Annotated in this window: 17 protein-coding genes; 7 read left to right on the top strand and 10 right to left on the bottom strand. The window is 44.0% G+C overall.

Translation table 11 applies throughout. The features are described from left to right. The first annotated feature begins 2 nt into the window (after positions 1–2). Together B092_RS14160 and B092_RS0109850 are read left to right on the top strand one after the other, a co-directional pair. Entirely contained in the window at positions 3–590 is a 588-nt protein-coding gene (locus tag B092_RS14160) for an RNA-guided endonuclease InsQ/TnpB family protein (RefSeq protein WP_018575079.1), read from the top strand. Between the two features lie 59 nt (positions 591–649). Then, the gene (locus B092_RS0109850; protein WP_018575078.1) at positions 650–2,098 is read left to right on the top strand and encodes an MFS transporter; all 1,449 of its coding nucleotides are present in this window, start codon (positions 650–652) and stop codon (positions 2,096–2,098) included. 104 nt (positions 2,099–2,202) lie between these two features. Here B092_RS0109850 and B092_RS0109845 read toward each other — a convergent pair whose 3' ends face one another. From B092_RS0109845 to B092_RS0109825, 5 genes are all read right to left on the bottom strand, one after another. Further along, positions 2,203–2,520, bottom strand: a complete 318-nt coding sequence (locus B092_RS0109845; RefSeq protein WP_018575077.1) for a Dabb family protein — start codon at positions 2,518–2,520, stop codon at positions 2,203–2,205. A gap of 22 nt (positions 2,521–2,542) precedes the next feature. Then, complete coding sequence (locus B092_RS0109840) at positions 2,543–3,340, bottom strand: ABC transporter permease (RefSeq protein WP_018575076.1); 798 nt, start codon at positions 3,338–3,340, stop codon at positions 2,543–2,545. 15 nt (positions 3,341–3,355) lie between these two features. Next, positions 3,356–4,168, bottom strand: a complete 813-nt coding sequence (locus B092_RS0109835; RefSeq protein ID WP_018575075.1) for an ABC transporter ATP-binding protein — start codon at positions 4,166–4,168, stop codon at positions 3,356–3,358. Between the two features lie 17 nt (positions 4,169–4,185). Beyond that, positions 4,186–5,214, bottom strand: coding sequence for an ABC transporter substrate-binding protein (locus tag B092_RS0109830; protein WP_018575074.1), 1,029 nt, complete (start codon positions 5,212–5,214; stop codon positions 4,186–4,188). A 129-nt stretch (positions 5,215–5,343) separates the two neighbouring features. Beyond that, positions 5,344–6,264 (bottom strand): LysR family transcriptional regulator, encoded by a 921-nt coding sequence (locus tag B092_RS0109825; protein WP_018575073.1) that lies wholly within the window; start codon positions 6,262–6,264, stop codon positions 5,344–5,346. A 260-nt stretch (positions 6,265–6,524) separates the two neighbouring features. Between B092_RS0109825 and B092_RS0109820 the strand changes: the two genes are divergently transcribed. The 5 genes from B092_RS0109820 to ubiT all read left to right on the top strand — a co-directional run bounded on the left by B092_RS0109820 (position 6,525) and on the right by ubiT (position 10,468). Continuing rightward, positions 6,525–7,100, top strand: a complete 576-nt coding sequence (locus B092_RS0109820) for a YceI family protein (RefSeq protein WP_026253715.1) — start codon at positions 6,525–6,527, stop codon at positions 7,098–7,100. 172 nt (positions 7,101–7,272) lie between these two features. Further along, the gene (locus tag B092_RS0109815; protein ID WP_018575071.1) at positions 7,273–7,842 is read left to right on the top strand and encodes a YceI family protein; all 570 of its coding nucleotides are present in this window, start codon (positions 7,273–7,275) and stop codon (positions 7,840–7,842) included. A gap of 239 nt (positions 7,843–8,081) precedes the next feature. After that, complete coding sequence (ubiU, locus tag B092_RS0109810; protein WP_018575070.1) at positions 8,082–9,089, top strand: ubiquinone anaerobic biosynthesis protein UbiU; 1,008 nt, start codon at positions 8,082–8,084, stop codon at positions 9,087–9,089. 12 nt (positions 9,090–9,101) lie between these two features. Beyond that, complete coding sequence (gene ubiV, locus B092_RS0109805) at positions 9,102–10,031, top strand: ubiquinone anaerobic biosynthesis protein UbiV (protein WP_018575069.1); 930 nt, start codon at positions 9,102–9,104, stop codon at positions 10,029–10,031. Further along, positions 10,028–10,468 (top strand): ubiquinone anaerobic biosynthesis accessory factor UbiT, encoded by a 441-nt coding sequence (ubiT, locus tag B092_RS0109800; RefSeq protein WP_018575068.1) that lies wholly within the window; start codon positions 10,028–10,030, stop codon positions 10,466–10,468. Before ubiV ends, ubiT begins: the two co-directional genes overlap by 4 nt. Before the next feature lie 113 nt (positions 10,469–10,581). Here the strand turns inward: ubiT and B092_RS0109795 are convergent, their stop codons facing one another. The 5 genes from B092_RS0109795 to tuf all read right to left on the bottom strand — a co-directional run. Continuing rightward, positions 10,582–11,526 (bottom strand): sensor histidine kinase, encoded by a 945-nt coding sequence (locus B092_RS0109795; protein ID WP_018575067.1) that lies wholly within the window; start codon positions 11,524–11,526, stop codon positions 10,582–10,584. Between the two features lie 150 nt (positions 11,527–11,676). Further along, the gene (locus tag B092_RS14155) at positions 11,677–12,432 is read right to left on the bottom strand and encodes a glycosyltransferase family 2 protein (RefSeq protein WP_115148554.1); all 756 of its coding nucleotides are present in this window, start codon (positions 12,430–12,432) and stop codon (positions 11,677–11,679) included. 32 nt (positions 12,433–12,464) lie between these two features. Continuing rightward, positions 12,465–12,848 (bottom strand): GtrA family protein, encoded by a 384-nt coding sequence (locus B092_RS0109785; protein WP_018575065.1) that lies wholly within the window; start codon positions 12,846–12,848, stop codon positions 12,465–12,467. 240 nt (positions 12,849–13,088) lie between these two features. Next, on the bottom strand, positions 13,089–13,400 hold the full coding sequence (gene rpsJ / locus B092_RS0109780; protein WP_018575064.1) for a 30S ribosomal protein S10: 312 nt from the start codon (positions 13,398–13,400) through the stop codon (positions 13,089–13,091). Positions 13,401–13,536: 136 nt separating this feature from the next. Further along, positions 13,537–14,709: elongation factor Tu (tuf, locus tag B092_RS0109775; protein ID WP_018575063.1), on the bottom strand; the 1,173-nt coding region annotated here is incomplete at its 5' end.

Here is a 14,709-nt window from a genome sequence, read left to right as displayed (position 1 = left end):
CGATGAGTCGAAAACAGAAATTTAGCAACAATTGGAAAAAGGCAAAAGCCACCGTCCAGAAAATCCATGCCCGTATCGCCAATTCCCGGCGCGACTACCTGCACAAAGCCACGACAGCTATCAGCCAAAACCACGCGATGGTGTGTATCGAGGATTTGCAGGTTCGGAATATGTCCAAGTCCGCTTCTGGCACCATTGNCATACCGGGAAAAAACGTGAAAGCCAAGTCCGGCCTAAATAAAGCGATTCTCGATCAAAGCTGGTTCGAGTTCCGACGTCAGTTGGAATACAAGCTGACTTGGCTAGGTGGAGAGCTCCTTGCTGTGAACCCCAGAAACACCAGTCAAACCTGCCCTTGTTGCGGTCATATCGCCAAAGAAAATCGGCGCAGCCAAGCGNGNTTCNAGTGTATGGACTGTGATTTTGAGGAAAACGCTGACGTAGTCGGCGCGATCAATGTGTTAAGGGCGGGACACGCCCGGTTAGCTTGTGCAGAGACTTCGCCTGTAGGTAAGGGCGTCGGGCCAAGAACCCACCGAAGCGAGTCAGGCGATGGTCGCCTGAACGCCGTAGGAATCCCCGTTCTTTAGGGCGGGGAGGATGTCAAAGGGATTAATTCCTTGTTGTCAGTCAATTTAGGAGGGTATCAATGAGCAACGTTGAAGCGCAAAGCAACGCTCACTCAGCAATTGATCAAACTCGCAAACGAATTATCATCGTGATACTCAGTGCTATTTTTATGTCTTTACTGAGTGTGAGTATTGTCAATGTCGCCCTTCCTTCAATTCAAAGCAGTCTACATGCAGGTTATGCTGATTTACAATGGATTCTTGCCGGTTATACCCTAAGCTTTGGAATCTTTTTGGTCGGTGCGGGTCGCGCCGGTGATCTCTTTGGCCGTGGTGCTTTATTTATCGCCGGTACCTTTTTATTTACATTAGCATCAATTGCATCAGGCTTAGCCACTGATCCACTCCATTTAAATATTGCTCGTGTCATCCAAGGAATCGGTTCCGGCTTCTTAACACCTCAGGGTGTCGGTATGATTCAGCAGTATTTTCACGGTAAAGAGCGGGGTTGGGCCTTTGGCTTATTCGGCACAACCGTCGGTGTATCTGTCGCCCTCGGGCCGGTGTTGGGTGGTCTCCTCATCAACCTATTTGGTGCTGACTTAGGTTGGCGTTTAACCTTTTTAATTAATGTACCCACAGGTATTTTAACGATGACCTTGGCATGGTTATGGTTCCCACGCCCCCTATTGGCTGTTGAGAAACTTAAACAACCGGGATGGTTCAAAGCGCTTGACCCGATTGGCGCGATTATTTTGGGTTTAGCCGTCTTAGCCATTTTATTTCCCTTTGTTGAGTCCTATCGCTCACCTGTACTCTGGGTTTTATTGCCGATCGGATTAGTGCTAGTCCTTCTTTTTATCCGCTGGGAGCGTCGTTTTGAGCAAAAGGGCTTTAGCCCAATGGTCAATTTAGATCTATTTTCAATCACCACCTACCGCAACGGCAATATCTCCATGTGCCTCTATTTCTTAGGTATCACCAGCATTTGGGTACTCGTTCCGATTTACTTACAGCAGGTGTTGGGTTTTAGTGCCTTTGAATCCGGCCTATTGGGCTTACCCTCCGCACTCATGGTGAGTTTTACCGCCGTAAGAGCCGGCAAAGCAGTCGGTAATTACGGCATTAAAGTCGTTATCGTGGGCTTAGCGGTATCTTTAATTGGGCTTCTTTTCGCTGTGTTAGCTTTTTATCTTAATGCCGTATACAACGTCAGCATCTGGTGGCTTGCCGTGGCACTGGCCATCTTCGGTATCGGTCAGGGTGCAACCATTAGCCCCATTCAAACGCTAACCCTCAGTGAGGTACCCTTAAACTACGCAGGCAGTGCCGGTGCGGTCTTACAAACCGGTCAACGTATCGGTACCTCTGTCGGTATTGCAGTCATCACCGCGATTGTCTTTACCTTACAACCCATTTACTCGTGGATGTTCGCCACGATGGTCGGCTTCGGTACCATTATTGCTATGATTTTGATTGCACTACTGATCAACCTCCGTGGTTGGAAAAAATCTCATTCGACTGCGTAGAGCAACCCACACACAATAAAAGTAACAATCCCGAGTGATAGCAATGATCACTCGGGATTTTATAAATAAACCCTTTGACAAAGGGAGCAGTCTAGACGAATGGTTTATAGTGGCGTAACTAGACTATCTGCACCTAATTCACCATCATAAACTACGCGCTGACCGGGGAAGTTATTAAGGTATTTTTTTAACTCTTCATGCACCGGATGCGGTTGATATTTCTCCAAACTCTCAACATCTTTAAAGATGCTTGAAAGCGCGTAAACAAAACCACCCGCACGATCAGAGAAATTCTTTTTTAGATCAAAAAGAATGACGCCCTCACAATGCTGCCTGATCTGCTCACAATGATATTCAACAGTTTCTTCAAAATCCGCTGTCACAGGCTCTTCAAACTTAAATAAAACCATGTGGATAATCATAAAATCCTCTAAAAAATTTAACTTATACTTGTTGGCTATTAGATTTTCTACTTGGTTTCCAAGTCTGAAAATAGCGCTCAAAAACACCCACCAAGGCATCTAATAATAAGGCACAAACAGTCAAGGTGATAATCCCTGCGTAAACGGTATTAACATCAAAGGAGCCCTCGGCTTGCAAAATCAAATAGCCTACGCCACTGGCTGATCCTAAATACTCACCAACCACCGCACCGACAAAAGCCAAACCTACTGAGGCATGTAAACTTGAAAACACCCAACTGGTTGCTGAGGGCAAGTAAACATAGCGCAATAGCTGCTTACGATTAGCACCTAACATACGTGCATTGTCCAATAAGGTCGGACTAACCTCTTTAATTCCCTGATAGACATTAAAAAATACGATAAAGAATACCAAGGTAAAGGCCAAGGCGACTTTAGACCAAATCCCCAACCCGAACCACATTGCAAAAATAGGTGCCAAAATCACCCGTGGCATTGAGTTTAAGGCGGTCAAATAGGGATCAAATATCAGACTGGCTGTGCGGGATAATCCCATCCAAAGACCCATGAACATACCGGCGACTGTACCAATGACAAAGGCCAATATGGTCTCACTTAAGGTGACTCCCAAATGCTTATAGATATTGCCATCGGTGATAAACCACTTCCAAATCACCTGAAAAACCCCAATGGGCTCACCAAAGAAAAAAGCTAGCTGATGATCTCTTGACACAAGATGCCAGATCACAAAAAGTACAACAAGAATTCCTATTTGCCAAATACGATAATTTTTATTGCTCGGTAAAATTAACTTCCTCATTACTCATCCTGCCTACTAAAGCTTCTGCTTTTGTTGTTGATAACCCTTGAGAACCTCTTCGCGGAGGACATACCAAATCGCACTGTGTAACTCCACAAAACGTGGATGGTTACGCATCTCAGCAACATCTCGCGGACGCTCTAAGTCAATCACAAACTCACCGATAATTCTAGTCGCCGGGCCGGCCGCTAAAATCACCACACGATCACTCATCGCAATCGCTTCATCCAAGTCATGAGTAATGAACAGCAAGGCTTTACGCTGACTCATCCAAATATCTAGCACCTCGTTTTCCATTTGCTGTCTTGTCTGAATATCCAAGGCAGAAAATGGCTCATCCATAAGGATAATGTCCGGATTACGAATTAAGGTTTGGGCCAACATGGCACGCTTACGCATACCGCCGGACATTTGATGAGGGTATTTGTCCTTGTGCTGCTCTAAGCCAACTCTGGCAAGCCAGTCAATGGCTCGCTCTTCCGCTTCTTGCTTTGATGTACCGGCAAACTCCAGGCCGGCCGTGACATTAGCCAATGCCGTACGCCACGGAAACAAAGCCTCGCCTTGGAACATATAGCCGGCACGATGGTTAATCCCTTGGAGCGGCTTGCCATACACCTTGACATCACCAGACGTGGGTCTAAGTAAGCCGGCACCTACATTGAGTAGGGTTGACTTACCGCAGCCCGTAGGACCGACCACAGAAACAAACTCACCCTCTTGAATATGTAGGGTGGCGTCTCTGACGGCGGTATAGGGCGACCCTCCCTTGTCACTGGGAGGGAAAGTACACGTAATATTATTTAACTCTAACACTGCTTGAGACATCTTATTATTCCTATCCCCTAAGATGCCTGCTTAACAAAGCGATCTGTCCACAATTTAGATAAATCAATATTTTCTGCTTTAAGATCCTCAATATATGCATCAAGCGCATTTAAAGCGGTTTGAGGGCCGGCTTCATCAATCACACCATTAGGCGATAATGCCTCACGGCTAGCCTCTAAAGCCCGACGATAAACCTCAGGGTTGCCTAATAGATACTGCTCGGGCACGATTTCCATGATCTCTTCAACACTGGCCTCCTGGATCCACTTATCCGCCTTGATAATGGCGTTAGCCAAGGCCTGACATGTATTGGGATTATCGTCGATAAACTTTTGCGAAGCATATAGGCAGCTTGACGGCATAGGACCACCAAAAATTGCCTCAGAATCTTCCAGTTTTCTGGTGTCGACAATGACCTCTAACAATCCCTCATGCTCCAGCGTAGAAATCACCGGATCCACATTACTAATAGCATCGACTTGACCGGAGCGAACGGCATTAACCGCACCTGTACCTGCACCGACACCGATAATAGAAACATCACTGGGCTTTAGACCATGCTGAGCTAAAAAGAAATTAACTAACATGTTGGTTGAGGAACCGGGGGCTGTCACCCCGATTTTCTTACCCTTAAGATCGGCAGGGCCTTTATAATCAGGCATGTTTTTCTTAGAAACTGCTAAGGTAATCATCGGTGCCCGACCCTGCATGACAAAGGCGCTATAAATTTGGCGTCGATTTTGTAGGCTAACCGTATGCTCAAACGCACCCGAACATACATCGGCACTGCCACCCACCACCGCCTGTAAGGCTTTAGAGCCACCGGCAAAGTCGACAATCTTAACGTCGACTCCCTCTTCTTTGTAGAAGCCTTTAAACTCCGCAATGGATAATGGTAGGTAATAAACCAAGGCCTGACCGCCGACGGCAATAGTGACAGACTTTTTCTCAATGCCTTCAACTTGTGCCCGTGCCAATCCCGGAGTAATGCTGACCACCCCGGCTGCACCGGCTACTTTTAAAATATCACGACGACTTAAATTCATAATGTCTCCAACCCCTGATTAAAAAATAAATTTACTTTATCAAAATGATTCCTATCTCAATCACTAACTATGACTTTTATTGGAAAGATTTTCAATAGGTTCTTATACTGAATTTGTGCCTATTCACAGCTAGTTAATTGCTTGTTGATTTTGTTTGCGCGCATAGCTAGTTAAGTAGTCTAAATACACTTGAACCCGCTGTGGAATAAACTGACGACTAGGTAAACCGGCATACACAACCAATTGACCTGTTATCCAAGGTTCTAACACCCGCACTATCTTCCCGCTCTCTAGATAAGGTCGAGCTAAGTCAGTCGCCAAAGAAGCAATACCACAACCATCTAAAGCCGCTCTCAGTAATGTATCCGTATGGTTTGCCACTAAAATCGGACCAATCTCTACCTTGGCTTCGACTTTGGGATCATTTTCCTGCCATAACTCCCAACCTCTAAAGGGGTCACTATCACGCCGTCGTATATGTAAACAATCGTGCTCAGGCAACTCTTCCGGTGTCTTGGGCATCCCTCTACGCTCAATATAACTGCTCGCTGCCACCAAAATAGCATCCGATTGGTAAATTTTCCTAGCTACTATCGCCAAATCCGTTCCGACCGTCGAACCAAAAAGCGTTATATCATAATCTTCGATAGGCAGAGTTTGCTGACTTCTCACAATGACTTCCATTTTAATGCCCGGATACAGCTGCCTAAAGTCGAAAAATGAAGGAGCAATCATACTACTCGCTAAGGCTGCGTCTGATGAAATCCTTAACACACCCGATAACTGCTCACGGTGTACACTGACGAGTTCTCGCGCCTGCTCGACATCATCCAAAATCTTACGAATACGCTCTAAGTACAACTCGCCGGCTTCCGATAGTGCTACGCGTCGCGTTGTGCGATGAAATAGCCTCACGCCCAGCTCTTTTTCTAATTCGGCAATCAAGCGTGTAACAACAGGGGGTGACATATCTAAGGCACGCGCTGCTGCGGCAAAACCGTTTTCATCAGCAACCCGCTCGAACACTCTCATTGCTAATAACTTATCCATAAACACCCGACCATTATCTTGTCATTGTTTCAATAATAAGAATAGTGTATATCATCCCAAGCCATTTATTTAACTTCTTATCTTACTTACAATAACAACCATTGATGTTTTAAAGTTTAGAGCGGTGCTTTTATTAGGCAGCCCCTTGAGTAAGAAGTAATTAAGTTTCTTTTTGCTTAATAGGCACCAATCTAATCTCTCGAACCAAATCATTCAGTCATCTAAATTACTCAAAAGATTAATCATGAAAAAAATTATTAATTGCCTCGTTATTTTCTGCCGCTGTTGCCGGCCAAGCTGTTGCTGCACCGCAGACTTACCAAATCGACACAAGCCACACCTTCACAAGCTTTTCTTACAATCACATGGGCTTCTCAACTCAGCAACTTCGCTTAGATAATACGAGCGGTACGGTTGTTTATGACAAAGAAGCTAACACCGCTGAAGTTGATATCTCTCTTGATATGACCGCCATTAACACCGGTTTTGCCGACTTTGATGCGCATATCAAATCAGCTGATTTATTTGATACAGAAAATTTCCCTACTGCCACGTTCAAATCAACGAAAGTCACATTTGAAGCGGATGCACCTAAAACGATTGAGGGTGAATTAACCATCAAGGGCATTACTAAACCTGTCGTACTAGAAGTCACTCACTTCCACAATGCTGAAAACCCTATGTTCAAAAAAGATGCGATTGGTGCTAATGCCACCACAACGATCTTGCGCAGCGATTTCGGTATTGATCTTTTCGTGCCGGCTGTTGGTGATGAAGTCACTATCAACATCGCATTAGAAGCACTTCTGAATAATATCCGGCAATACTTCTCCTAACTTGCGATAGATTAAGCCATCATGTCAGTGATGGCTTTTTTGTATTGGGTTCTTGTCCCCACACCACAACAATTTGATGACTCTCATACATAAGGACGACTTTATTATTTTTACGCTATGAGCTACGATTAAATCCATCAATCATCATTTTCAACACCAAAACGGACTAGACATGAAAAAACTGCTCATTACTTCTTTATTTTCGACAGTGGTAGCAACTCAGGCGTTTGCCGTACCACAAACATATCAAATTGACCCTAACCACACCTTTCCCAGCTTTTCCTATACCCACTTGGGTTTATCAACCCAGCAATTACGCCTAGACAATACCACCGGCACGGTTGTTTACGACAAAGAAGCAAAGACTGCTGAAATTGATGTTACGCTTGATATCACTGCGATTAGTACAGGTGCCGCAGCCTTTGATGAGCATATCACCGGTGCCAATTTATTTCATACGGAACAGTTTCCAACCGCCACGTTCAAATCAACCAAAGTTAATTTTGAAGGTGATGCACCTAAAACGATTGAGGGTGAGTTAACCATTAAAGGCATCAGCAAGCCAGTCACTTTAGAAGTTACCCACTTCGCTAATCTCGCACACCCCATGCTTCAAAAAGATGCGATTGGTGCTAATGCAACAACAACTATTTTACGTAGTGATTTTGACTTAGGATTAAATGTCCCTGCCGTTAGTGATGAAGTCACGATCACTATTTCAATTGAAGCGGTTGCTCAATAATCCTCACTACTAGTTCTATCCACAAAGCCATCACCGAAGGGATGGCTTTTTTCTTTCTCACCTTTCTCGCGTTTGCCCACCATAACACGCTATAAAACAAATAGTTGATATACATCAAATATCCACAATTAAAAATCAACATATTGTGTTTTTTATATATAAAATTGGATAATCACACTATATATTGACTTTCAAATCTATATACCCTTTCACTATTTTCGTTATTTTAGGTGTTAGAGATGCTTAAAACTCCAGAATTGGTGTGCCCCGCAGGTAACCTACCCGCTTTGAAAGCGGCCATTGATAACGGTGCAGACGCCGTCTACATGGGATTAAAAGATGCAACCAATGCCAGAAACTTTCCCGGTTTAAATTTTGATATGAACTCCGCCAGAAAAGGCATTGAGTACGCTCACACGTATGGCCGCCAAGTACTCATGGCAATCAACACCTTTTCCCAATCAGGACAAATGGCACAATGGCAAAAGGCGGTCGACACCGCCGCTGAACTAGGGGTCGATGCCATGATTGTGGCCGATCCAGCCTTGATGGCTTACGCAACTAAACACCATCCTGATCTAAGACTCCATATGTCAGTGCAAAGCTCAGCGACCAATTACGAAGCCATTAACCTGATGAAAGAGCTATTTAATATTCAACGTGTCGTTTTGCCGCGAGTCCTAACAGTTAACCAAGTAAAACACGTCATTAAAAACACCGCGGTAGAAGTTGAGGTTTTTGGCTTTGGCAGCCTCTGCGTCATGGTCGAGGGTCGCTGTATTTTATCCAGCTATGCCACCGGTGAATCACCCAATATGCAAGGAGTCTGCTCACCTGCCAAGGCAGTACGCTGGGAACAACTACCCAATAAAATGAATGTACGTCTTAATCAGGTGCTAATCGATCAATACACACCGGACGAACCCGCAGGATACCCCACACTTTGCAAAGGTCGCTTTGTCGTTAATGATGAAACCTACTATGCGCTCGAAGAACCGACAAGTCTCAATGTACTGGAAATGCTGCCTGAATTAATTGATATCGGCGTCAGCGCGATAAAAGTTGAAGGTCGCCAGCGTAGTCCTATGTACACCGCACAAGTCACCAAAACCCTTCGTGAAGCAATTGATGCAGCAGCTCGTCAATCCAAATCGTACCAAATCAACCCGGCGTGGGATCAGACCCTATCAAAAGTATCTGAAGGCCATCAATCAACCCTCGGCGCCTATAGCCGCCCGTGGAAATAAGCGGATTAAAACATGAGCAAAATTAAATTATCCTTAGGTCCTATCCAATTTTATTGGAGCAAAGAAACGCTTTTAGAATACTACCTTGAAATGGCTAAGATGCCCATCGATACCATTTACATCGGTGAGGTGGTTTGTTCACGACGTCACGAAATGCGTTTTGAAGATTGGTGTGATTTAGCAGATATCCTGGCCGAAAGTGGTAAAGAAATTATCTTTTCTTCCCTCGTTTTATTAGAAAGCGAATCCGATTTACGTCGTTTACGACGCTTCGCCGGTCAGGGTAAATTTATTTTAGAAGCTAATGATATGGCCGCTGTAAAGCTAGCTCGCGAAAACGAGATACCCTTTGTTGCCGGTGCGACCCTAAATATTTATAGCGATGCCACTTTAGACATTTTTCATGACCTTGGGGCGACACGTTGGCTCGCACCCTGTGAACTGAGTCGTGATAAGCTAAAAGCAATCACAACACACGCACAGGCAAAAGGCATAGAAACTGAACTCTTTGCTTGGGGCAAAATCCCCTTAGCCTACTCTTCCCGTTGCTTCACCGCAAGACATTACAATCTTAACAAAGACAGCTGTGAATATCGTTGTCTAGATCACGCTCATGGCATGCCGATGAACACGCGAGAAGGCCAAGCTTTCCTGACTATTAACGGTATCCAGACCATGTCACATGGATGTCAGAGTTTGCTTACGCATTATCAAGATATCGCTAAATTAGGCGTTAATATGCTTCGCTTATCACCTCAACTGACCGATATGCCTAGAATCATTGAACTACACCGACAGGTCCTTGACGGAGTGCTTGACAGCACAGACGCCCTCAATGAGCTCAAAACACTTTCTTATGGTGATTTAGTTGATGGGTATTGGCATGGACAACCCGGCATTGAAGCAATCAAAGAAACGTATTTTGAAGGAGCAAATGCATGAGTCTACCGAATATCACGCTACCCTCTTGGCTTGCTAAGCTGATTGGAATATTACCCTCTAAGCCACCACGTTTTATCTTAGTTAATGCGTTAAATTATATGTTGAAACGTGATTTACTACCGGCAGATATGGACTTATTTAGTGGTCGTAAATTTGAGATTAACGTACTTGATGCCGGTTTTAGCGTCCGCTTCACGGCAGATAACGAGCAGTTCAGCGATACGCCGTTTAGCGGTAAAGCAGATTTAATACTCTCTGCTAATAGCGTCGATTTTATGCGCATGCTCCTACGAGAAGAAGATCCCGACACGCTATTCTTTAACCGTAAACTACACATTGAAGGCGATACAGAGCTAGGACTCATCACTAAAAACTTATTAGATAGTGTTGAGTGGCCGACCGTGCGTGAGCTTGTCTTAAGGCGTCAGGCAGTTTAGTTTTAGTTAATAAAAAGCTCTGTCGTCATTGCACACAGAGCTTTTGAGTGCTCAAAGCATAAGGCTCATCGCAATAGCCAAATGAATACCTTTATAGGATGCAGCAAAAACCATTAATGAGCAAATTGGACCCTAATGACGGTTCCTTGGTGATTAGATTCAGTCGCTTTTAAATGCCACTGTAAACGCTCACACATCAGCGTGACTATATAAAGACCCAAACCACCCCCACTCGTGAGCTTAGTGGCTCCCATACCTTCTTCCAGCAGTTGTACTTGATGGGCCGATAAGCCGGGCCCTTGACCCGACACCGTAAAATATGAGTCATATAAACTGACCTCCACTACCCCGCTGCTGTGCTGAATAGCATTTTGAATTAAATTTTTTGCAGTCATATAAGCCATATTAAATTGCGTGTTGACTCTCGGTTGATAAAAAAATCGCAAGTTCAATCGCTCTTTTGTCTCAGGGTGCGCTTCCTCCAGATCATGTTGAACTTGCACTAGAATATCCGTAAACTGATGCTGGCTCAATTTGTATTGATTCGCATCATAACGCGCCAAACTCAATAACACATCAACATTAGTCCGCATCACCAAGCAAGCCTGTCGCATACGCTGCAGAGTCACCTGATCCTTATCCGAAAGGTTACCCCGCTTTTCAAGAATGTCCAAGCCGCCTAGGGTGACTGCAATCGGTGTTCTTAGTTCATGGCTAGCCATATTGAGTAAATTTTTCTCACGTTGTACAAACTGCTCTATTTGCTTAAGAAACTCATTAAAACTTTCAGAAATCGAATGCAGTTCAATGTCTACATAGTCTGTCCCTAGGCGTTGCATCTGCGTACCTGCTTGGGTCAAACTAATAGAATCTGCAAGCTGCTTAAGCGGTTTAGCAATACGGCGGCTTAGGTATCTTGCTAAAAACAGGCTAAGCAATAATGAAAACCCACTAATAACCAACAAAGCCAAATTAAACAAAAGCTCTTGGTTTTCAAAGTGGGTAATATCCTTAGAAATGTATAAAACACCGCCGGGAATGGTCTCTATCGTGACCAAATATGTTTTATTATCCAGCTCAATTTCACCACGATAGTTTTTAGGTAATGCTGAAAAAAATATCAGGCAGTTGTGTCAAACCATTCCCGGCTTTCTCATAGGCGATTAAGTGCCCATCACTATCGATAAGACGACTTTCAGAAAAATCAATCAGTTGAAGAAAAAAATCCAAAGACCGAACAACACACCCACCAGTGCAATAAAAACACCCAACGCCATGGCAATACGTAGTGACGAGCGAGAAAATGAGGTAATACCTTCAAACGCCAAAGCAATCAAAGAAAAGTAAGCCCATTTGCTTTTACCAGCCACTCGCGCATGACGGTCATATTCAACGACTTTGGTTTTCATACCAATCCAAGCAAATAGTCCTTTCATATAACGATTGCGCTCGGGTAATTGCTTAAGTGCTTCAATGGCATAACGACTCATTAGGCGAAAATCTCCGGTATCCGTCGGAATATCAACGTCGCTGATTTTATTAAGCATCCGATAGTAACAATGAGCGGACCATGTTTTAAAACGTGTTTCACCTTCACGCCTTCGGCGTTTCATGCTGACAACATCGTAGCCTTCACGCCAATGCACCAGCATTTGTGGTATCAATTCGGGAGGATCCTGTAAATCAGCATGCATAATAATGACGGCCTCACCCCTGGCATGGTCAAGACCCGCGGTTAATGCGGCCTCTTTGCCAAAATTACGACTTAAGCACAAGACATGCAGAGTCGGATCAGTCAATGCTAATCGATGCATCAATTCACCTGAACCGTCTCGACTGCCATCATCCACCAGTAGGATTTCATAACTTAAGGATAAGGGTGTAAGAACCTTCTGTAGTCGTTGTAGCAACAAAGGAATCACCGGCTTTTCGTTGTAACACAAGAATAACCAGAGATAAGACAACTGAGCCCTTCTGAGTGACTTTTAAAACATCTTTAAGTGGATAGCGTGTCATAACAAAACACCTTTTTGTACAAAACAAAATTACATAAAGTCATTACAGCCGTCACGATTAATTGAATTAACAAATCATGTTCATGAATCAACTGCTGAAACAAATAAAATAAAATGACATTTGCCCCACAAGAAAATAGGCCGACAAACACAAAACGGGGGAAAGCTTTACGATGAGCTACTAGCGCTGAAAAAGTAACGTGGTATTGCAAAAAATAATTACAAAGCAAACCTACGACCACGCCAATACTTGAGGCGATAAGCGCATCAATACCATTTTGAATGAGATAAAGAAAAATAACGTAATGCGACGTAGTCGCCAAAGCGCCGTTAATTAAGAATCGAATGAGAACGGAATAGTGCATACTCTTATATAAGGGTCGATTACTTCAGCCCAAAACTAATCATGCACTCAGTTTATTTGAGGACTCTTCAAATTCTTATCAAATCATGTTTTAAAATTAATAACCTGAAGAGCGGCAAGCGGGGTAAGCGTCCGGCGAAGCTATGCCGCTTTAGATACTGGATCAAAAATCCATTAAAAAAGCCACCACTCAAAAAAAGTGATGGCTTTACTTTGTCTTAAGATAACGACTTAAGCAGAATTACTGTAGAGCGATTTCTACGTCAACACCTGCAGGCAAGTCTAAACGCATGAGTGCGTCAACTGTCTTATCAGTAGGATCAACAATGTCCATTAAGCGCTGGTGAGTACGAATCTCGAACTGGTCACGTGATTTTTTGTTAACGTGAGGAGAACGTAAAACGTCAAACTTCTTGATACGAGTTGGTAGAGGTACTGGACCACGAACAACTGCACCAGTGCGTTTTGCTGTTTCAACGATTTCAGCAGCAGACTGGTCGATTAATTTATAGTCAAACGCTTTTAAGCGAATGCGAATTCTTTGGCTTTTCATATCTGTTAATCCTAAAAGAACAATATAAAGAACATAAAAAAAATGGGTAGCACTCAATTTTATAACAAAACAAGTGCTACCTGTATAAAATCAGTCAATTAATCTGACTGATTACAAAGCATCATTAAATGATTAATTAAGCTTCGATTTTAGCAACAACACCGGCACCTACGGTACGGCCACCCTCACGGATAGCGAAACGTAGACCTTCCTGCATCGCGATAGGTGCAATTAACTCAACGTCCATTGACACGTTATCACCAGGAAGTACCATCTCTTTATCAGCTGGTAGTGTAATCGTACCGGTTACGTCAGTTGTACGGAAGTAGAACTGAGGACGGTAACCTTGGAAGAATGGCGTGTGACGACCACCCTCTTCTTTAGATAAAATATACACTTCGGCTGAGAACTTAGTGTGTGGGTTGATTGAACCCGGCTTAGCTAATACTTGGCCACGCTCAACGTCTTCACGCTTCGTACCACGTAGTAAAATACCAACGTTATCACCCGCCTCACCTTGGTCGAGTAACTTACGGAACATCTCAACACCGGTACAAATGGATTTCTGAGTTTCACGGATACCAACGATCTCGATCTCTTCACCCACTTTAATAATACCGCGCTCAATACGACCGGTGACTACCGTACCACGACCAGAAATAGAGAATACATCCTCAACCGGCATTAGGAAAGAACCGTCAACCGCACGCTCTGGCGTTGGGATATAAGTGTCTAACGCTTCAGCTAACGCTAAAACAGCTTCCTTACCTAAAGGACCTTCGTCGCCTTCTAAGGCTAAACGAGCAGAACCCTTAATGATTGGCGTGTCATCACCTGGGAAATCGTACATGCTTAATAGCTCACGAACTTCCATCTCAACTAACTCGATTAACTCTTCGTCATCAACTAAGTCAGCTTTGTTTAGGAAAACAACGATGTAAGGTACACCAACCTGACGTGATAATAAGATGTGCTCACGTGTCTGAGGCATTGGGCCATCTGCAGCTGAACAAACTAAAATCGCACCGTCCATCTGAGCTGCACCGGTAATCATGTTCTTAACATAGTCCGCGTGACCTGGGCAGTCAACGTGTGCGTAGTGACGGTTAGGGGTTTCGTATTCTACGTGAGACGTAGAAATGGTAATACCACGTGCTTTTTCCTCAGGAGCTGCATCAATCTGAGCGTAATCGCGCGCATCACCACCGTACTCTTTAGCTAGTACAGTACAAATAGCTGCTGTTAAAGTGGTTTTACCGTGGTCAACGTGACCGATAGTACCAACGTTTACGTGTGGTTTGGTACGTTC

This window comes from Oligella ureolytica DSM 18253, from assembly GCF_000373745.1.
Lineage (GTDB): Bacteria > Pseudomonadota > Gammaproteobacteria > Burkholderiales > Burkholderiaceae_B > Oligella > Oligella ureolytica.
Note: the sequence above shows the minus strand (reverse complement) of the source record. Positions and strands in the feature narration are given on the sequence as shown.